This is a genomic window from Krasilnikovia sp. M28-CT-15 (assembly GCF_047159595.1).
In the GTDB taxonomy this organism is placed as follows: domain Bacteria; phylum Actinomycetota; class Actinomycetes; order Mycobacteriales; family Micromonosporaceae; genus Actinoplanes.
The window spans coordinates 3,628,604-3,647,084 of sequence record NZ_BAAGAK010000001.1; the positions used below are offsets into that span (position 1 = coordinate 3,628,604).

The window sequence follows — 18,481 nt, forward strand, 5'->3', positions numbered from 1 at the left end:
CGTGTACCTCGCCACGGTCGATCGCCCCACCGGGGTGGTCGACCGGACCAGACGCGTCGCGCCCACCGTGCTGGCCCTCGGGGCGGTCAGCCTCGTCACGGACGTCTCCAGCGAGATGGTGACCGCGGTCCTGCCGCTGTACCTCGTGGCCGTCCTGCACCTGAGCCCCGCCGGGTACGGCCTGATCGACGGCCTCTACACCGGCGCGACCGCGCTGCTGCGCCCGGTCGGCGGCTACCTCGCGGACCGGGCACGCCGCCGCAAACTGCTCGCCACGCTCGGGTACGGCCTCTCCGCGGTCGCCAGACTGGGCCTGCTGGCCGCCGGGCCCTCCCTGGCCGGCCTCGGCGCCGCGACCGTCGCGGACCGGGCCGGCAAGGGCCTGCGCACCGCACCCCGCGACGCTCTGATCACACTCGCCACCCCCGCGCCCGGCCTCGGCCGGGCGTTCGGCGTGCACCGGGCCATGGACAGCGCCGGCGCGTTCGCGGGGCCGCTGGTCGCGTTGGGCGTGCTGGCCGCGTCCGGTCAGGCGTTCGACGCGGTGTTCGTGGTCAGCGCCTGCTTCGCCGCGGTCGGTGTCGTGCTGCTGGTCCTGCTGGTGCGCGAGCACCGGGGCCCGCGCCCCAGCCCCGCCGCGGTCCACCCCCGCACGGCCGCCGCGCTGGTGCGCCGGGGGCCGCTGCGGCCGGTGCTGCTCGGTGCCACCCTGCTCGGGCTCAGCACGATCGGCGACGGCTTCGTCTACCTGCTGCTCCAGCGGCGCGAGTCGCTGGCCGTCGGCTGGTTCCCGCTGCTGGCCGTCGGCACCAGCCTCGCGTACCTGCTGCTGGCCGCGCCGCTCGGCGTGCTTGCCGACCGCATCGGGCGACGGCCGGTCCTGCTGGCCGGGTACGCCGCGCTGCTGGCCGTGTACCTGCTGCTGGCCGCGCCCTGGGCGGGCCTGCCGGGGCTCGTGCTGGTCCTCGGCCTCTACGGCGCCTTCTACGCGGCCACCGACGGCGTGCTCATGGCGCTGGCCGGTCCGCTGCTGCCGGCGGAGTTGCGCACCACCGGGATCGCGCTGGTGCAGACCGGTCAGGCGCTGGCCTACCTTGCCTCCTCAGTGGCGTTCGGGCTGGCCTGGCAGTGCTGGGGCGCGACCGGCGCCGTCCGGGTGACCGCCGCGGCGGCCGTGGTCACGCTCACCGCGTCCGCCGCCCTGCTGTTCTCCCGCCGAGCCCGCCCGTGACCGCGATCCCGGACCGGCGGCGGATGCCGGCCGCGGTGGGGCTGTCCGTGGCGCTGCTGGCGGGTGCGGCCGGGTACACGATCGTCGCGGGACGGCACGCCCCCGTGCCCGGCGCCACCGGGGCGGCGGTGGACGCCGGGCCTGGGGACCGGCTGCTGGTGCGCAGCACGGCCGCCGCCAGTCACGGCCGGGTCGCGACGGTCGAGCGTGCCGACCCGGGCGGTCCGCGCCGGGTCTCCGGGGTCTCCTGCGACCGGGTGTACGCGGCGGCGGGCACGGTGGCCTGCCTGCGCCCGGACGGGCCGCTGCACACCTACCAGCTCGCGGTGCTCGACTCCCGGCTCCGCGTACGGTCGGAATATCCGCTGGTCGGGGTGCCGAACCGGGCCCGCGTCGCGGGCAGCGGGCACCTGCTGGCGTGGACCGTCTTCGTGGCCGGCGACGGGTACAACGGCGGCCGGTTCTCGACCCGGGTCGGCATGCTGGACACGGTCAGCGGCGCCACAGTGGACACACTCGAGGACTTCGCGGTCGTCCGGGACGGCCGGGCGTACCGGGCGGCGGATCTGAACTTCTGGGGGGTCACGTTCGCCGACGACGGCCACTTCTACGCCACCATGTCCACCGCCGGGCGGCGCTACCTGGTCGCCGGTGACCTGTCCACCCGTACGGTGCGCACGATCGCCGCGAATGTGGAGTGCCCGTCGCTGTCGCCGGACGGCAAACGGCTGGTGTTCAAGGCGGCCCGCGGCGGCGACCCGGCCCGGGGGTGGCGGCTGACCGTGCTCGACCTGGCGACGCTGTCGCGTGTCCCGCTGGCGGAACCGCGCAGCGTCGACGACCAGGCCGCCTGGCTCGACGACCACACCGTCATGTACGCGGTCCGCCGCGGCACCCGCGCCGCGGACGTGTGGTCGGTGCCGGCCGACGGGAGCGGGCACCCGTCCGTGCTGGTACCCGACGCCGAGTCCCCGTCCGCGCTGTGGCCGTGACGCCGGACCGTCAATGGACGGCATGGCCCGTGGCCGTGACGCCGGACCGTCACGGGCAGGCGCGGCCCGTGCAGGTGCGCTGGGTCGCCAGTGCGGCCGCCAGTGGGGCGATCGCGGGATCGTTGCGCGGGTTGCCGTCGCGGAACAGGTTGGTGAGCTGCCACGGGTCGGCCGCGAGGTTGTAGTACTCCCGGTCGAGCACGGAGCCGTCGTCGCGGTAGAGCTCGGTGTACTGGTAACGCCCGGCCACATAGGTCGCCGCCCAGGTGGGGATGCCCGCGCCGTTGGCCGCGTCGCGCCAGTACTCGAACAGCACCCGGTCGCGTCCGCCGGAGGCCAGCAGGTTGCGCCCGTCGTACGTGTAGCTGGGGGTGAGCCCGGCGGCGGCCAGCGCCGTCGGGGTCAGGTCGACGTTGGCGGCCAGCCGGTTGTCCTGCGTCGCCGGCAGGTGCCCGGGCCAGCGCATGAAGAACGGCACCTGCTCGGCCTGCAGGTACGGCATGAACTTCTCCAGCAGCTTGTGCTCGCTGAAGAACTTGCCGTTGTCGGAAAGCAGGAACACCAGGGTGTTGCTCTCGCCGAGGGCGTCGAGATGCTGGTGGATCGCGTCCACGGCGTCGTCGACCGAGCGCAGCGTGCGCAGCATCGCCTGGCGAGTCGCCGCGCCCTGCGCCAGCGTCTGGTTGAAGTTGCGCACGTACGCGGGCTTGTCGGAGCGGTCCGTCTCGGCGACCGCCGGGTTGCCGGACCACGGGTACGACAGGGATGCGTACTTCGGTTCGGGGGTGAACGGCGCGTGCGGCGCGGTGAATCCGGCGTAGACGAACCACGGTGTCGCGTCGGTCTTCTCGTACGCGTCCAGGTACCGGTTGACCTGCTGGCCGATGAACGTGGTGCCGTACGGGGCCCGGGTGTCCTTGCCGTCGACGACGAACTGGGCGTCGTTGTAGCCCGCGCCCAGCGCGAAGTTGTCGAAGTACGGCGGCCGGGTGTGGATGTTCCACTCGTTGAAGATCTTGCCGACCGCGGCGGTGCGGTATCCGGCCGACTTGAGGTCGTGCTCCAGCGTCTTGCGGTGGTCATAGTTGCCGATGCCGGACTGCTGGGTGACCCGGGTGTTGTGCGCGTACCGGCCGGACAGGATCGAGGATCGGCTCGGGCAGCAGGAGGGTGTGGTCACCACCGCGGCGGGGAAGTAGGTGCCGCCGTTGGTCATCCATGCGGTGGCCTTGGGCATCACCCAGGTCATGCCGGTGCGTGCGTCGTCCATGAGCAGGATCAGGACGTTCGGCCGGGTGTTCGGCGCCTGCGCGGTGCTCGCGCCGGCCGGTGGGGGACCAGTCAGGGCCGCGGCGCACACGGCGGCGGCGCACCCTGCCGCGATGCGGCGAGCGAAGCGAATTGCATTCCCGTTTTGGATTGAATGCACCATATGTACCATTGTTGCACCTCTGGTGCGAGCAGGACCGCGACGCGGCGGGAGCTGTGCGCGCCGACGACCGTTGCCGGCCACGTAGACAGCTCCGGCGTCCCGGCTCCAGTCTGCTCCCCGACGATGCGCCCTGCGTGCGTTTCGCGGGCCCAACGGACCGGTCGCGGACCTTTGCGCAGGTGTTTATGGGCGCCTGAGGTCGCATTGAGTTTGACGGCCGACCGTCTATGGCATGACCACCACCGTTGCGAACCTTATCGCCGCCCCGCCCGTCGTCGTCCCGGCCACCGGCCCCAGCGCGGTCGACTTCACCGTGATCATCCCGTTCCACCGCCCGGGCGTCGCGCTGCGCCAGACCGTGCAGCGGCTGACCGAGGTGCTGCACGCCCAGAACATCACGTTCGAGGTCATCGCGGTCTCCGCCGGCTGCATCGACGGCACCGTCGCCACCCTCGAGCAGCTGCCGCACACCCGGCTGATCGCGAGCCGCGACATCCAGGACAAGGGCGCCGCGCTGCACGCCGGCTTCACCGCCTCGACCGGCGCGTGGATCGGCATCGTCGACGTCGACGGCGACACCGAGATCGACCCGTACGAGGTCGTCGAGAGCCTGCACCTCGCCCGGGAGCGGCACGACCTCGCGTCCCGCGGGCCCGCGCTGGTCTGCCGGGAACTCGTCAACGTCTGATCCAGGTCGGGCCACGTCCGACCGGGATCCGGGGTCGCCGTCTGATCCAGGTCCCGGACCGCTCAGCCGTGACCGGCGAGCGCGTCCACCAGGCGGCGGGCCGAGCCGGCCAGATTCCACCGCTGGGCCAGCGCCAGCAGGGCCTCCGGTGCGTCCGGGGCGGCCGGCAGGGCCGGGTCGAAGTCGGGCAGCTTGACGTCGCGAGCCACCCGGCACACCGGTAGCGCGGCCGTCAGGTAGTCGCGGGCGCCGACCAGCTTCGTCCGCAGGCCGGGGGCGAACCCGGCCGCGGGGTCGTCCAGGGCGGCGAGGATCTCCGGCACCCCGCCGTAGCGGGTGACGAGCCGGGCCGCGGTCTTCTCCCCGACGCCCGGCACGCCGGGCAGGCCGTCACTGGGATCACCACGCAGGGCCGCGAAGTCGGCATACCACCGGGCGGGGACGCCGTACTTGGCGGTGACCGCGGCGTCGTCGCTGTCCTCGAGCTTGGCGACGCCACGGCCGCAGTAGAGCAGCCGGACCCCGCGGGCGTCGTCGACCAGCTGGAACAGATCCCGGTCGCCGGAGACGACCTCGACCGGGGCGGGCTGGGTGGCGGCGAGCGTGCCCAGCACGTCGTCGGCCTCGTAGCCGGGCACCCCGAACGCCGGGATGCCGACCGCCTCGAGCACCTCCAGCAGCACCGGAATCTGCCGCTCCAGCGCCGCCGGCACCTCCTCCACGTCGCCGTGCGCCACCCGGTGCCGCTTGTACGACGGGACGAGCGCGACCCGCCACGCCGGGCGCCAGTCGGCGTCGAGCGCGCACACCACCCGCCCCGGCCGCCGGGTGCGCACCAGCTGGGCCAGCATGTCGAGGAACCCGCGGATCGCGTTGACGGGCTCACCCGCCGCGGTGCGCGCGGCGGACTCCGGAATGCCGTGGAAGGCGCGGAAATACAGGCTGGGCGCGTCGACGGCGAGCAACGGTCGGTCGGTCACCGCATCACCCTGGCACAGCGGTACGACATCGCCCACCCGCAGCGCGCCGAACTCACCGCCCCGACGTGCAGATCAATCCGACCCAGCGGCCACGTGTGCTGCGGGGACCGATACACAGCGAACGCACAGCCGCCACCTAACCCCGCGACAAGGGCGCCGTCGACAGCGGCCAGGTGACTGCGACAGCCGTACCCATGACCGCACCGCCGTCGACCGTGCGCGGCCCGGCGCCGACCCCGCGATGGTGGGCCGACCTGGGCGGGCTCGGCGCCGGGCTGAGCCTGCTGGTGGTGACCGCGCTGTGGGTCGGCAACGGCGGCGTCCAGCAGGTCGGCGGCGGCGGCTGGGAAGCCGTGGCCGCGCTGGGCCGGTTGGCCGGGCTGTGGGCCGCCGACCTGATGTTGCTGCAGGTCCTGCTGCTGGCGCGGATCCCGCTGGTGGAGCGCGCGTTCGGGCAGGACCGGCTGGCGCGCTGGCACCGGTGGACCGGGTTCACCTCGTTCCACCTGATGCTCGCTCACCTCGTGCTGATCACCCTCGGGTACGCGGGCCCGGTGCATGCCAACGCGTTCGCCCAGTTCTGGGACCTGCTGGTGACGTACCCGGGGATGCTGCTGGCAGGTGCCGGGACCGGACTGCTGATCATGGTCGTGGTGACCTCGGTGCGCGCCGCGCGGCGCCGCCTGCGCTACGAGTCCTGGCACCTGCTGCACCTGTACGCCTACCTGGGAGTGGGCCTCGCCCTGCCGCACCAGCTGTGGACCGGCGCCGACTTCGTCGGCTCGGCGCCCGCCCGCGCCTACTGGTGGACCCTGTACGCGCTGTGCGCCGGCGCGGTCCTGGTCTACCGGCTCGGCCTGCCCGCCTGGCGCAGCTGGCGGCACCGGATCGAGGTCAGCCACGTGATCCCCGAGGGTCCCGGCCTCACGTCGGTGTACCTGCGCGGGCGCCACCTCGACCGGCTGCCGGTGCGGGCCGGGCAGTTCTTCCAGTGGCGCTTCCTGGACGGGCCGGGCTGGTCGCGGGCGCACCCGTACTCGCTGTCCGCCCCGCCGCGGCCGGACACCCTGCGGATCACGGTCAAGGATCTCGGCGACGGCAGCGCCCGGGTGGCCGCCCTGCGCCCCGGCGTCCGGGTGCTCGTCGAGGGACCGTACGGGAAGCTGACCGGCCAGGCGTACCCCGGTGGGCCGGTGACGATGCTCGCCTGCGGCGTCGGGATCACCCCGCTGCTGGCGCTGCTGTGGGAACTGCCGTACCGGCCCGGCGAGGCCACCCTTGTCTACCGCGCCCGCGACGAGGCCGACCTGGCGTTCCGTACCGAGCTGGAGTGGCTGGCCGCGCACCGCGGGGTGCGGCTGGTGTTCCTGCTCGGGGCGCGCGCCGCGCGGCCCTCCTGGCTGCCCGCCCGATACGCCGACCACACCGACGTCGCGGCCCTGCGGCAGATCGCCGCCGACATCGCCCGGCACCACCTGTACGTCTGCGGGCCCGACCCGTGGGCCGACGCCGTGCGCGCCGCGGCCCGCTCCGCGGATGTCCCCGCCGACCGCATCCACACCGAACAATTCGCCTGGTGAACCGGAGGACTCGACCGATGCGACGCATCACCCTGTGGCTCTTCTCGACCGTCGCCGCGCTCGTGCTGCTGTTCAGCTACCGCACCAGCACCATGGGCGCCGGCGCCGGGACCGCCCTCGTGGCGGCGGCCCCGGAAACCGGCGGCGCGGACGGCGCCACCAGCGGGGACGCCACCGGCGGCGCCACCCCGAAGGAAACCGCGACCTCCGGCGACAAGACCTACCCGGGTTCGGTGCTGCAGACCCGGTGGGGTCCGATCCAGGTCACCATCTCGGTGTCCGGCGGCAGGATCACCGACGTGGCGGTGCCGACCTACCCGAACGGCAACCACCGCGACGCGGAGATCAACGCGTACGCCCTGCCCGCGCTGCGCCAGGCGACCCTGGCCGCGCAGAGCGCCGACATCGACAGCATCTCCGGGGCCACGGTGACCAGCGACGGCTACCGCCAGTCGCTGCAGTCCGCGCTGGACGCCGCCCACCTCTGACGCCAGCGGCCACCATCGCGCAGACCCGGGCGACCCGGATCCGCAGCCGGCCTGACCCGGGTCGTCCCGCTGCGCTCAGCGGGCCGTCGATAGCACACTCGCCGGATTGAGCAGCCCGGCCTGGACGACGGTACGGCTCAGCGGCCGGGTCAGCTCCGCCAGCCGGGCGCAGCCCGCTTCGCCCAGCCCCGCGTACGCGGGAGCGGCCAGCCGGTCCGTGCTCGCCTCCACCTCGGCGCGCAGTGCCCGGCCCGGCTCGCTGAGCACCGGAGCCGCGCCGGGTTCGCCCTCGGGTGCCAGCAGGCCCCGCCCGCGCAGGGCGGCGACCGCCCCGGCCCACTCGTCGCGACTCCAGCCCCGGCTGATCCGCAGGAAGCGTTCCTCGATCTCACCCGACGCGGCGTGCAGCACCAGCGCCTCCAGCCCGGAGATCCCGGCCACCAGCAACGCGGCGACATGCCCGTCACCGCGGAACTCGCGCAGCAGCATCTGCGCGTGCCACAGCACCGTGTGCGGTGCCTCGGGCCAGGGCAGCTCGGCGTGGGCCGCGTACAACGCCCGGCCACCGGCGTGCGCCGCGGCGTCCTCGGCGGCCCGCCGGGCCAGCTGCGCCGCCTCGGCGACCTCGGGGCCGTGGATCGCCTCGCCCAGCCCGCGGGTCAGGGCGGCGTCGGCGGCCGCCAGCCGCGCCGCCGCCACGGCCGCCGGGGTGGTGCGCGACCAGGCCGTCGGCAGGGCGCGGGCGATCAGGGCCGGGTTGAAGTTGTAGAACGTCGCCGCCACGGGGCCGGGGCCCACCGCGCCGAGGGCGGCGGCCCGCGACGCGAAGTAGCCCATCGGCTCGGGAATGCCCAGGGCCGCGTACCGCTCGTGTGCCTCGGGCGCGAAGTAGATCAGGCCGTGCAGGGGCTCGGTTGCGCGCCAGGCGAGCCGGGCGGCGGCCGGGTCGAGCCCGGTGGACTGTTCTGCTGCCATGCGGGCCATGCTGTCACGCCGGCGCGTACGGGGCGACAGTGAGTGCGGACACCCCGGCCACGGCGTCCACATCGATCCGGTCGACCGCGTCCTGCCAGCCGTCCACGGTGAACAGGGCACCCGCGGCAACCCCGGTGTGCGCCTGCCCGGCCAGCACCACCTGGCCCGCGCCCGCGCCGACGCGGACCCGCAGGGGCACCCGGGCCGCGGTGTGCACGTCGAAGCGGCTCACCCCGCCGGTCATCCGTACGGTCAGGGTGCCGTCCGGCCGCGGCAGCGTCAGGTCGACCTGGCTGGCGCCGCCCGCCAGATCCACCGTGCCGAGCCGGCCGTCGCGCAGGTCCAGGACGCTGAGCGAGGTCCCACCGGCCACCCGCAGGTCCCAGCGCACACGTGCGCTCAACGCGACGTCCACCTCGGCCGGACCACCCCCCGCGGTGCGGTCCAGCGCGAGCCGGACCCGGCCGCCGTCGTCGGTGACCCGGGGCAGCGCACCGGCGCCGGGCGGGGTGCTCACCCGGTACAGGTCATCGCCGAGGTCGGCGGTGCGCAGCCGGATCGCGGTGGCCGCGTCCACCAGGTCCAGTCCGGCCGTGGTGCGCCCGTCGAGCGGCGCTGTCGCGGCGCCCCGGGCGGCACCGGGCGGGCCGCCGCCCCACCGCCCGGCCGGGGCGGCCGTCCCGGCCGGTGACCGGGGCTCGTCCGCCCGCCTCATCGCCACCGTCGCGCCGCCGACCAGCGACAGCGCGACGATTCCCAGCGCGATGCGGGCCGTCCACCGGCCCGGACCGGTGCGGGGCGTCAGGACCGGCAGTTCGGCGGTGGGCTCGTCCAGCGGACCAGCCTGCGGTGGGGTCCCGACCCGGCCGATGGGATCGCCTGCCGCGACACCGCCCGTGCCGTGCGGCGGGGCCGGGCGGGCGGGTGGCCCGTCGGCGTCCTCCATGGCAGGTGTTCCGTCGGCGGCATCAGCGGCAGGCGGTCGCTCGGCGGCCTCAGCTGCGGCTGTGGTGGGGCGGTCCTCGATCGGTTCGGTGGGCTCGTCGTCGGCTGGTCGCGAGGGGGTAGGCGCGTCGTGGGTCCAGTCCGGCGCTTCGGCGTGATGGATGCCGGGCCGTGCGGACTCGTGCATGGCGTGCCCTCCGATCGTCGCGCGCGCCCGATCGGGCGCCACCGATGGATACGGACGCGCCGGGGCGGAACGCTCAATGCCGGGGCGGGCCGAGCAGTCGTTCCAGCAGGGCCGGTTCGCCCGGCCACGCCGCCAGCAGCACCTCGCGCGGCACCTGGCGGCCGGCGTACCGCAACGCCAGCGCCACCACCACGATGTCGTCCAGGGGGCCGATGACCGGCAGGAACTCGGGGATGAGGTCGATGGGGCTGGCCACCCACAGCCCGGCCAGCACGATCGCGATCTTGGCCCGGCGGGGCACCCGGGGGTCGCGGCGCAGCCGCCGGACGGTGGTCACGCAGGCCGGGATGAAACCGGCCAGGTCCCGCAGGATCCCGGGCGGCAGGCGCCGGGCGAGCAGCACGAGCACCGCCCAGCTCAGCACCAGCAGCACTGCGCCGACGGCGAGACCGATCAGCCAGGAACGCATTGTTACACCACGCCGTCAGCGGCCATGCCCGAATCGTAGGCACCTGGGGGGCTCTGCCCGCACCCTCCGCCCCGGATCTTGGTGCCTCACCGCAGAACTGTGGTCCCGGTGACAAGCGGTTTGCATGTTGGTAACACGTACTACTCCGGCGGGTAACGACCGCTGGAGAGCCTGTTGCCCATGGACGAGCCCGATGGTACGGCCCCGCTGGCAGGCTTCACGGTGGCGGTGACGGCCGAGCGTCGGCGCGACGAACTGGCCGCGCTGCTGGAACGCCGGGGTGCGCGGGTGGTGCAGGCACCCGCCATCACGATCGTGCCCCTGCAGGACGACGAGGCGCTGCTTGCCGCGACCGCCGCCTGCGTCGGGCTTGCGCCCGACATCGTCATCGCCACCACCGGCATCGGCTTCCGGGGCTGGCTGGAGGCCGCCGAGGGCTGGGGGATGGGCGACTCGTTGCGCGCCGCGCTGGGCCGGGCGCGGCTGGTCGCCCGTGGCGCCAAGCCGTGCGGGGCGATCCGGGCCGCCGACCTCACCGAGGAGTGGACCGCCGCCTCGGAATCCTCCGAGGAGATCCTCGAGTGGCTGCTGGCGCAGGGCATCGCCGGTCGGCGCATCGCGGTGCAGCTGCACGGCGGCCCGCAGGCGGAGTTCATCTCGGCGTTGCGGGCCGGCGGGGCGGCCGTGGTGGAGGTGCCCGTCTACCGTTCGGCCCTGCCGCCCGACCTGGCCCCGGTACGCCGCCTCATCGGTCAGCTCACCGCCGGCCTGGTGGACGCGGTGACGTTCACCAGCGCCCCCGCGGTGCTGGCGCTGATGGAGGTCGCGGGCACGGCCGCACCCGAGCTCATGGACGTCTTCCGGGTCCGGACCATGGCGGCCTGCGTCGGCCCGGTCACCGCCGCGCCGCTGGTCAGACTCGGTGTGCCGGTGTCCACGCCGCACCGGTCCCGGCTCGGGGCCCTGGTCAAGATGGTCACGGACGAGTTGCCCCAGCGCGCCGCCCGGATCCGGGTCTCCGGCAGCCTGCTGGAGGTGCGCGGCCACGCCGTCCTCATCGACGGGCGCCTGCAGCCGCTCGCGCCCGCGGCCATGGCCATGCTGTCCGCGCTGGCCGCCCGTCCCGGCGCGGTCGTGTCGCGGGCCCGGCTGGCCGCGGCGCTGCCGCGCGGCGACGACGGCCACGCGGTCGACATGGCGGTCGCCCGGCTGCGCGCCGCGCTCGGCGCCGGAAAGCACGTCGAGACCGTCATCAAACGCGGCTACCGCCTTCGCGTTGACGAGGTTTCCGCCTGAGGGACGGCGTGGCCGACGAGTGTCGAGTGTTCGCGCGACCGACGAGGTTCCCGCGTGAGAGAGGGGCAGATCATGACCCGTCCCGTTCTGCTGGGTGTCGCCCATGGCACCCGCTCGCCTGCCGGGCAGGACCAGATCCGGCGCCTGGCGGCCGACGTCGCGCTGCGCCGGCCCGGCCTCGACGTGCGGCTGGCGTATGTGGACGTGCAGGAGCCCCACGTGGCCGACGCCGTCGCGGAGCTGGGCGGGGCGCCCGCCGTGGTCGTGCCGCTGCTGCTGTCCACCGGCTACCACGTGCGCGTCGACATCGGCGCCGCCGTCCGGGGCAGCGCCGCGGTCGTCACCGCCCCCCTCGGCCCCGACCCGGTGCTGGCGGAGCTGCTGGCCCGCCGGTTGGCAGCCGCCGGCCCGGCGGACGCCGTGGTGCTGGCCGCGGCCGGGTCCGCGGAGGCCCGCTCGCGCGCGGACGTGGCCGCGGTGGCCCGGGCACTGCCCGGGCCCCCCGCGATCGGGTACGCCTCCGGCAGCGGCCCCCGGGTGGCCGAGGTCGTCGCCGGGTTGCGCGCCGCCGGCGCCCGCCGGATCGCGGTCGCCACGTATCTGCTGGTCGACGGGCTGTTCCACCGGGCGTTGCACCGGGCGGGCGCGGACGTGGTGACCGCGCCGCTGGCGACCTCACCCGGCGTCGCCGATCTCGTGCTGCGCCGCTACGACGAAGCCGTCGCGGCCACCACCGGCCCGGAGTTCTCACAATCGACGTTGTGCGGTTGACGGAAGATCTGTACGGCCGCGAAATGACCGGAGACCAGGGCAGAAACAGCGCCGGTCGAGCATTTCCGGTGTGAGCACAGTACGCACCGTCGAGACGCACTGCCCGTACTGCGCGTTGCAGTGTGGCATCGCGCTGAGCCCCCGGCTCGGCGGGGTCGAGCTGCGGCCCGCGGACTTCCCGGTCAACCGGGGCGGCCTGTGCGCCAAGGGCTGGACCGCGGCGGACCTGCTCGACCACCCGGACCGGTTGCTCACCCCGCTGGTCCGCAAGGACCCCTCGGACCGCACCAGCCCGCTGCGTGAGGCCACCTGGGACGAGGCCCTCGAGCGCATCGTCGCCGGGATCCGCCGCGCCCAGCACACGTACGGCCCGGACGCGGTCGGCGCGTTCGGCGGCGGCGGCCTCACCAACGAGAAGGCGTACGCGCTGGGCAAGTTCGTCCGGGTGGCGCTGCGTTCCGCGTCGATCGACTACAACGGCCGGTTCTGCATGTCCTCGGCGGCCACCGCGGCCAACCGTTCCTTCGGCATCGACCGGGGCCTGCCGTTCCCCCTCGCCGACCTGGCCGAGGCGCGCACGGTGCTGCTGGTCGGGGCGAACCCGGCCGACGCGATGCCGCCGTCCATGCAGTACCTGGACGCGGGCCGGGCCGCGGGCGCGAAGCACATCGTGGTGGATCCGCGCCGCACGCCGACCGCGGCGGGCGCCCACCTGCACCTGCAGCCGTTGCCCGGCACGGATCTGGCGCTGGCCAACGGCATGCTGCACATCGCGATCCGCGAGGGCCTGGTCGACGAGGAGTATGTCCGCGACCGCACCACCGGTTTCGACTCCGTCCGTGCCGCGGTGGCCGCGTACTGGCCGGACCGGGTGGAGCGGATGACCGGGGTCAGCGCGGCGGACCTGCGGGCCACGGTCCACGCGCTGGCCGAGGCCGAGTCCGCGACGATCCTCACCGCGCGCGGCGCGGAGCAGCACAGCAACGGCACGGACACCGCGCAGGCGTTCCTGAACCTGGCGCTCGCGTTGGGTCTGCCGGGCCGGCCGAACTCCGGGTACGGCACGATCACCGGTCAGGGCAACGGGCAGGGCGGCCGCGAGCACGGCCAGAAGGCCGACCAGCTGCCCGGCTACCGCAAGCTGGACGACCCGGCCGCGCGGGCGCACGTCGCCCGGGTGTGGGGCATCGACCCGGACGAACTGCCCGCCCCGGGCCGTTCCGCGTACGAAATGATCGACCGTCTCGGCACCGACGGCGGCGTGCGCGTCCTGCTCGTGCTGGCCAGCAACATCGCGGTCTCCGCCCCGCACACCAACCGGGTCCTGGAGCGGCTGCGCGCCCTCGATCTGCTCGTCGTCTCCGACATCTTCCTCTCCGAGACCGCCGCACTGGCCGACGTCGTGCTGCCGACCGCCCAGTGGGCGGAGGAGGAGGGCACGATGACCAATCTGGAGGGACGGGTGCTGCGCCGCCGCCGCGCCCTGCCCCCGCCCCCGGAGGTCCGCACCGACCTGCAGGTGATGGCGGAGCTGGCCGAGCGGCTGGGCCGCGGCCGGTACTTCACCGCCGACGAGCGTGCGGTCTTCGACGAGCTGCGCCGGGCCAGCGCGGGCGGCATCGCCGACTACGCCGGGATCACCTGGGAGCGCATCGACGCCGAGCAGGGTGTGTTCTGGCCGTGCCCGTCCGAGGACCATCCGGGTACGCCGCGACTGTTCGCCGAGTCGTTCCCGACCGCGGACGGGCGCGCCCGGTTCCACCGCGTGGAGCACCGCGACCCGGCGGAGCTGCCCGACCGCGACTACCCGTACGTGCTGACCACCGGCCGGACGATGCAGCACTACCAGTCCGGCAACCAGACCCGCCGGGTGCGCGCGCTGACCACCGCGCTGCCGGACCCGCGCGCCGAGCTGCACCCGGACCTGGCCCGGCGGCACGGCCTCGGGGCGGGCGACGTCGTCGAGTTGCGCACCCGCCGGGGCCGGGCGTTCTTCCGGGTCAAGCTCAACGACGGCATCCGGCCCGACACCGTGTTCGCGCCGTTCCACTGGGGCGGCAGCTCCGCCGCGAACGGCCTCACCGACCCCGCGCTGGACCCGCATTCGCGGATGCCCGCCTTCAAAGCCTGCGCCGTGGCGATCGCCCGCGCGGGCGGGCCGGACGACACCGGCCTGCTCACCACGGACGCACCTCGCCTGCCCGACAACGAAAGGGACCGTTGAAGTGCATACCTCACAGCCACCCGAGCGTGAGCGCCTCGTCGTCGTCGGCAACGGCATGGCCGGGGCCCGCACGGTCGAGGAGATCCTGCAGCGGGACCCCGACCGGTACGCCATCACGATGTTCGGCGAGGAGCCGCACGGCAACTACAACCGGATCATGCTCTCCAACGTCCTCGCGGGCGTGGAGGACGAGGCGGGCATCTTCCTCAACGATCTGCAGTGGTACGCCGACAACGGCATCACCCTGCATGCGGGCTGCAAGATCGACAGGATCGACCGCAAGCGCAAGCTGGTGCATGCCGACGACGGCACGCAGACCCCGTACGACAAGCTGATCATCGCGACCGGCAGCACGGCGTTCGTGCCGCCGATCACCGGCGTGCACCGCCCGGGGCGCGGCTACCACCAGGGCGTCTTCGCGTTCCGCACGCTGGATGACACCCGCAACATGATCCGCTACGCGCGGGACCACGAGCGGGCGGTCGTCATCGGCGGCGGCCTGCTCGGCCTGGAGGCGGCCCGCGGCCTGCAGCAGCACGTCGGCCACGTGACCCTGATCCACGCCATGGGCCACCTGATGAACACCCAGCTCGACGAGCAGGCCGGAAAGACGCTGCAGGCAAGCGTCGAGAAGCTCGGCATCGAGGTGATCTGCGACGGGCTCACCACGGAGATCCTCGGCAAGCACGCGGTCACCGGGGTCAAGCTGAAGAACGGCCGGGTCATCGACTGCGACGTCGTGGTGCTGGCCGCGGGCATCCGCGCCAACGCGGAACTCGCCGCCACCAGCGGGCTCTCGGTCGAGCAGGGCGTCGTCGTGGACGACCAGATGCGGGTGGCGGGCGAGACCGACATCTACGCGGTGGGGGAGTGCGCCCAGCACCGCGGCGTCACGTACGGGCTGGTCGCGCCGCTGTGGGACCAGGCCCGGGTGCTGGCCGACCACATCACGGAGAAGAACCCGGCCGCGGCGTACCACGGCTCACAGGTGGCCACGAAGCTCAAGGTGGCCGGGGTGGACGTCGCCGCGATGGGCCTCAAGGAGCCCGAACTCGACACCGACGAGACCGTGGTGTTCGCCGAACCGCGCCGCGGCGTCTACCAGAGCCTCATCATCCGCGACGACCGCCTCGTCGGCGCCACCCTCGTCGGCGACGTGCGCAAGGTCGCGTTCCTCATGCAGGCGTTCGACCGGGGCCTGGCGCTGCCCGAGGAGCGCGCCCAGCTGCTCTTCGACATCGGTACGGGCCCGGCTGAGGTCAGCGCCGCCGACATGGCCGACGACGCCCAGGTCTGCAACTGCAACGGCGTCACCAAGGGCACCCTCGTCGAGACGGTGCAGTGCGGCATCAAGTCGGTCAACGGCGTCATGGACAAGACCCGGGCCGGCAAGGGCTGCGGCTCCTGCAAGAGCCTGGTGCAGCAGATCGTCGAGTGGGCCGCGGGCGACGACGTCGAAGTGGACCCGTCGGCCGGCTGGTACGTCCCCGGCGTGCCGATGCCCAAGCCGGAGCTGATGGAGGCCATCCGCACCCACGGCCTCAAGAGCGTCTCGTCGGTGTTCGCGCTGCTCGCCCCCGGCGGCGAAGAGGACGCGAAGAGCAAGATGGGCCTCGCGTCGCTGCTGAAGATGATGTGGGGCGCCGAATACGACGACGAGCGCGACGCCCGCTTCATCAACGACCGGGTGCACGCCAACATCCAGCGCGACGGCACGTTCTCCGTGGTGCCGCAGATGAAGGGCGGGGTCACTACCCCGGCGCAGCTCAAGCGGATCGCCGAGGTCGCCGAGAAGCACGACGTACCCATGGTGAAGCTGACCGGTGGGCAGCGCATCGACCTGCTCGGGGTGCCGAAGGAGAACCTGCCGCAGATCTGGGCCGACCTCGACATGCCCTCGGGCTGGGCGTACGGCAAGAGCTTCCGCACCGTGAAGACCTGCGTCGGCTCGGATTACTGCCGCTTCGGGGTGGGCGACTCCACCGCCCTGGGCATCGCCATCGAGGAGCGCTACCAGGGCCTGGAAGGCCCGGGCAAGATGAAGCTGGCCGTCACGGGCTGCCCGCGCAACTGCGCCGAGGCGTACGTGAAGGACGTCGGCGTCGTCGCGATCGACGGCGGCAAGTGGGAGATCTACGTCGGCGGTGCCGCGGGGGCCCACGTGCGCAAGGGCGACCTGCTGGCCACCGTGGACTCCGCCGACGAGGTGCTCACCCTGACCGGCCGGTTCCTGCAGTACTACCGGGAGAACGCGAACTGGCTGGAGCGCACGTACGCGTTCGTACCCCGCATCGGCATCGACGCCGTCCGGGCGATCGTCGTGGACGACGCGGACGGCATCGCGGAACGGCTCGACGCCGCCGTCGAGGCCCACGTGGCGACCTACCGCGACCCGTGGCAGGAACGCGCCACGCCGGTCACCCCCGGACAGTTCCGCACCTCCCTGCCCCTGACCGTGCTGCCCCAGGTGCCCGTGCGGGAGCCCGTCGGCGCCGTCGCCCAGGAAGGACTCGCATGACCATCCAGTCACTCGCCGAACACCGGCTCGGACCGGTGGACGAGATCCCGGTCGGTGAAGCCCGGGCGTACGCGGTCGGCGGGGAGATGGTCGCCGTGTTCCGGCTGCGCGACGGCGGCCTGCGGGCCGTGTCCGCGGTCTGTCCGCACGCGGGCGGACCCCTCGCGGACGGCCTGGCCGACCAGCGGGTCGTGGTCTGCCCGCTGCACCAGCACGCCTTCGACCTGCGCACCGGGTGCTCCACGACCGGCGCGCCACCGATAACCGTCTACCCGGTGCGGGTGGACGACGACAACACCATCATCATTTCGGGAGGTCTGCCATGACAGCCACCTTGCCCGTTGCGCCCGCGCCCCGGCCGACGCTGACGATCCGGGGCCACTGGATCGACGACTGGCGGCCCGAGGATCCGGTGTTCTGGAAGGCGTACGGTGCCCGGATCGCCCGGCGCAACCTGATCTTCTCCATCCTCAGCGAGCACATCGGCTTCTCGGTGTGGACGATGTGGTCGGTGCTGGTGCTGTTCCTCGGCCCCGCGTACGGCATCGATCCGGCCGGAAAGTTCCTGCTCACCGCGGTGCCCGCGCTGGTCGGCGCGAGCCTGCGGATCCCGTACACGTTCGCGGTGGCCCGCTTCGGCGGGCGCAACTGGACCATCGTCAGTGCGGCGCTGCTGCTGGTGCCGTCGATCCTCGCCGCGTTCCTGATCGAGCCCGGGGTGTCGTACACCACCCTGCTGATCATGGCGGCGGTCGCCGGGGTGGGCGGCGGCAACTTCGCCTCCTCGATGGCCAACATCAACGCGTTCTACCCCGACCGGCTCAAGGGCTGGGCGCTGGGCATCAACGCGGGCGGCGGCAACATCGGCGTCGCCGCGGTGCAGCTGGTCGGCCTGGCCGTGCTGGCCACCCTCGGCGCCGGTCACCCCGGGGTGGTGGCGGGCATCTACATCCCGCTGATCGTCATCGCGGCGCTGTGCGCGGCCCTGTTCATGGACAACCTCAGCCACGCCCGCAACGAGAAGCGGGCCATGCGCGACGTCACCCGCGAACCGCACACCTGGATCATGTCGTTGCTGTACATCGGCACGTTCGGCTCGTTCATCGGCTTCGGGTTCGCGTTCGGCCAGGTGTTGCAGGTGCAGTTCGCGGACACGTTCAGCACCCCGGTCAAGGCGGCGTACCTGACGTTCCTGGGACCACTGCTCGGCTCCCTGATCCGGCCCGTCGGCGGGGCACTGGCCGACCGGCTCGGCGGGGCGAAGGTCACGTTCGTCAACTTCGCGGCCATGACGCTCGGTGCCAGCATCGTGCTGGTCGCCTCGCAGCAGCACTCGCTGCCGATGTACCTCGTCGGTTTCATCTCGCTGTTCGTGTTCAGCGGCGTCGGCAACGGCTCGACGTACAAGATGATCCCGGCCATCCTGCGGGCCAAATGCGCGGCGCGGGTCCTGCCGGGCGACGATCCGCGGGAGGCCGAGCACGAGGCGCGGCGGCTGTCCAACGCGCTGATCGGCATCGCCGGCGCGGTCGGGGCGTTCGGCGGGGTGCTGGTGAACCTGGCGTTCCGGCAGTCGTTCCTGGAGACCAAGAGCGCCGACGCGGCCTATCTGGCCTTCATCGCCTTCTACGTCGTCTGCCTCGCGGTCACCTGGGCCGTCTACCTCCGGCCCTCGGCCGGCCGCCTGCGCGGCGTCTGACCACCA

General features: G+C 73.6%; 16 protein-coding genes. 11 read left to right on the forward strand and 5 right to left on the reverse strand.

Features of this window, described 5'->3' with window-relative positions; translation table 11 throughout:
* The first annotated feature begins 1 nt into the window (after position 1).
* Both ACMCNO_RS16765 and ACMCNO_RS16770 read left to right on the forward strand, forming a co-directional pair.
* Positions 2-1,231 carry an MFS transporter gene (locus tag ACMCNO_RS16765; protein ID WP_412750377.1) on the forward strand — a complete coding sequence of 410 codons (1,230 nt, stop codon included), beginning with the start codon at positions 2-4 and terminating at the stop codon, positions 1,229-1,231.
* Positions 1,228-2,223 carry a TolB family protein gene (locus ACMCNO_RS16770; protein ID WP_412750378.1) on the forward strand — a complete coding sequence of 332 codons (996 nt, stop codon included), beginning with the start codon at positions 1,228-1,230 and terminating at the stop codon, positions 2,221-2,223. The genes ACMCNO_RS16765 and ACMCNO_RS16770 overlap by 4 nt, the downstream gene beginning before the upstream one ends.
* A gap of 49 nt (positions 2,224-2,272) precedes the next feature.
* Here ACMCNO_RS16770 and ACMCNO_RS16775 read toward each other — a convergent pair whose 3' ends face one another.
* A complete protein-coding gene (locus ACMCNO_RS16775) occupies positions 2,273-3,583 on the reverse strand; it encodes a sulfatase-like hydrolase/transferase (protein WP_412750379.1) in 1,311 nt (436 codons plus the stop codon).
* 304 nt (positions 3,584-3,887) lie between these two features.
* On the opposite strand from ACMCNO_RS16775, the gene ACMCNO_RS16780 reads away from it, so the two are divergent.
* Positions 3,888-4,343 (forward strand): glycosyltransferase, encoded by a 456-nt coding sequence (locus ACMCNO_RS16780; protein WP_412750380.1) that lies wholly within the window; start codon positions 3,888-3,890, stop codon positions 4,341-4,343.
* 62 nt (positions 4,344-4,405) lie between these two features.
* Here ACMCNO_RS16780 and ACMCNO_RS16785 read toward each other — a convergent pair whose 3' ends face one another.
* Positions 4,406-5,323: a 5'-3' exonuclease gene (locus ACMCNO_RS16785; protein ID WP_412750381.1), complete on the reverse strand. Its 918-nt coding sequence runs from the start codon at positions 5,321-5,323 to the stop codon at positions 4,406-4,408.
* Positions 5,324-5,517: 194 nt separating this feature from the next.
* Between ACMCNO_RS16785 and ACMCNO_RS16790 the strand changes: the two genes are divergently transcribed.
* Both ACMCNO_RS16790 and ACMCNO_RS16795 read left to right on the forward strand, forming a co-directional pair.
* Entirely contained in the window at positions 5,518-6,903 is a 1,386-nt protein-coding gene (locus ACMCNO_RS16790) for a ferric reductase-like transmembrane domain-containing protein (protein WP_412750382.1), read from the forward strand.
* 17 nt (positions 6,904-6,920) lie between these two features.
* The gene (locus tag ACMCNO_RS16795) at positions 6,921-7,391 is read left to right on the forward strand and encodes an FMN-binding protein (protein ID WP_412750383.1); all 471 of its coding nucleotides are present in this window, start codon (positions 6,921-6,923) and stop codon (positions 7,389-7,391) included.
* Between the two features lie 75 nt (positions 7,392-7,466).
* Here ACMCNO_RS16795 and ACMCNO_RS16800 read toward each other — a convergent pair whose 3' ends face one another.
* From ACMCNO_RS16800 to ACMCNO_RS16810, 3 genes are all read right to left on the reverse strand, one after another.
* Complete coding sequence (locus tag ACMCNO_RS16800) at positions 7,467-8,366, reverse strand: SCO6745 family protein (RefSeq protein ID WP_412750384.1); 900 nt, start codon at positions 8,364-8,366, stop codon at positions 7,467-7,469.
* 13 nt (positions 8,367-8,379) lie between these two features.
* A complete protein-coding gene (locus ACMCNO_RS16805) occupies positions 8,380-9,498 on the reverse strand; it encodes a hypothetical protein (RefSeq protein WP_412750385.1) in 1,119 nt (372 codons plus the stop codon).
* A 73-nt stretch (positions 9,499-9,571) separates the two neighbouring features.
* A complete protein-coding gene (locus ACMCNO_RS16810) occupies positions 9,572-9,967 on the reverse strand; it encodes a YkvA family protein (RefSeq protein ID WP_412750386.1) in 396 nt (131 codons plus the stop codon).
* A 180-nt stretch (positions 9,968-10,147) separates the two neighbouring features.
* On the opposite strand from ACMCNO_RS16810, the gene ACMCNO_RS16815 reads away from it, so the two are divergent.
* From ACMCNO_RS16815 to ACMCNO_RS16840, 6 genes are all read left to right on the forward strand, one after another.
* A complete protein-coding gene (locus ACMCNO_RS16815) occupies positions 10,148-11,263 on the forward strand; it encodes a uroporphyrinogen-III synthase (RefSeq protein ID WP_412750387.1) in 1,116 nt (371 codons plus the stop codon).
* 72 nt (positions 11,264-11,335) lie between these two features.
* Positions 11,336-12,034: a sirohydrochlorin chelatase gene (locus ACMCNO_RS16820; protein ID WP_412750388.1), complete on the forward strand. Its 699-nt coding sequence runs from the start codon at positions 11,336-11,338 to the stop codon at positions 12,032-12,034.
* A 61-nt stretch (positions 12,035-12,095) separates the two neighbouring features.
* Positions 12,096-14,258: a molybdopterin oxidoreductase family protein gene (locus tag ACMCNO_RS16825; protein WP_412753721.1), complete on the forward strand. Its 2,163-nt coding sequence runs from the start codon at positions 12,096-12,098 to the stop codon at positions 14,256-14,258.
* Between the two features lies 1 nt (position 14,259).
* Positions 14,260-16,776 carry a nitrite reductase large subunit NirB gene (gene nirB, locus ACMCNO_RS16830; RefSeq protein WP_412750389.1) on the forward strand — a complete coding sequence of 839 codons (2,517 nt, stop codon included), beginning with the start codon at positions 14,260-14,262 and terminating at the stop codon, positions 16,774-16,776.
* Positions 16,773-17,102, forward strand: coding sequence for a Rieske (2Fe-2S) protein (locus ACMCNO_RS16835; protein ID WP_412750390.1), 330 nt, complete (start codon positions 16,773-16,775; stop codon positions 17,100-17,102). The genes nirB and ACMCNO_RS16835 overlap by 4 nt, the downstream gene beginning before the upstream one ends.
* On the forward strand, positions 17,099-18,475 hold the full coding sequence (locus ACMCNO_RS16840; protein ID WP_412750391.1) for a nitrate/nitrite transporter: 1,377 nt from the start codon (positions 17,099-17,101) through the stop codon (positions 18,473-18,475). The genes ACMCNO_RS16835 and ACMCNO_RS16840 overlap by 4 nt, the downstream gene beginning before the upstream one ends.
* Positions 18,476-18,481 lie beyond the last annotated feature (6 nt).

Coding starts and splice junctions, on each gene's coding strand:
- ACMCNO_RS16815 (WP_412750387.1), top strand. CDS start 10,148: ATGGACGAGCCCGATGGTACGGCCCCGCTGGCAGGCTTCACGGTGGCG.
- ACMCNO_RS16835 (WP_412750390.1), top strand. CDS start 16,773: ATGACCATCCAGTCACTCGCCGAACACCGGCTCGGACCGGTGGACGAG.
- ACMCNO_RS16820 (WP_412750388.1), top strand. CDS start 11,336: ATGACCCGTCCCGTTCTGCTGGGTGTCGCCCATGGCACCCGCTCGCCT.
- ACMCNO_RS16790 (WP_412750382.1), top strand. CDS start 5,518: ATGACCGCACCGCCGTCGACCGTGCGCGGCCCGGCGCCGACCCCGCGA.
- ACMCNO_RS16780 (WP_412750380.1), top strand. CDS start 3,888: ATGACCACCACCGTTGCGAACCTTATCGCCGCCCCGCCCGTCGTCGTC.
- ACMCNO_RS16800 (WP_412750384.1), bottom strand. CDS start 8,366: ATGGCAGCAGAACAGTCCACCGGGCTCGACCCGGCCGCCGCCCGGCTC.
- ACMCNO_RS16810 (WP_412750386.1), bottom strand. CDS start 9,967: ATGCGTTCCTGGCTGATCGGTCTCGCCGTCGGCGCAGTGCTGCTGGTG.
- ACMCNO_RS16805 (WP_412750385.1), bottom strand. CDS start 9,498: ATGCACGAGTCCGCACGGCCCGGCATCCATCACGCCGAAGCGCCGGAC.
- ACMCNO_RS16840 (WP_412750391.1), top strand. CDS start 17,099: ATGACAGCCACCTTGCCCGTTGCGCCCGCGCCCCGGCCGACGCTGACG.
- ACMCNO_RS16795 (WP_412750383.1), top strand. CDS start 6,921: ATGCGACGCATCACCCTGTGGCTCTTCTCGACCGTCGCCGCGCTCGTG.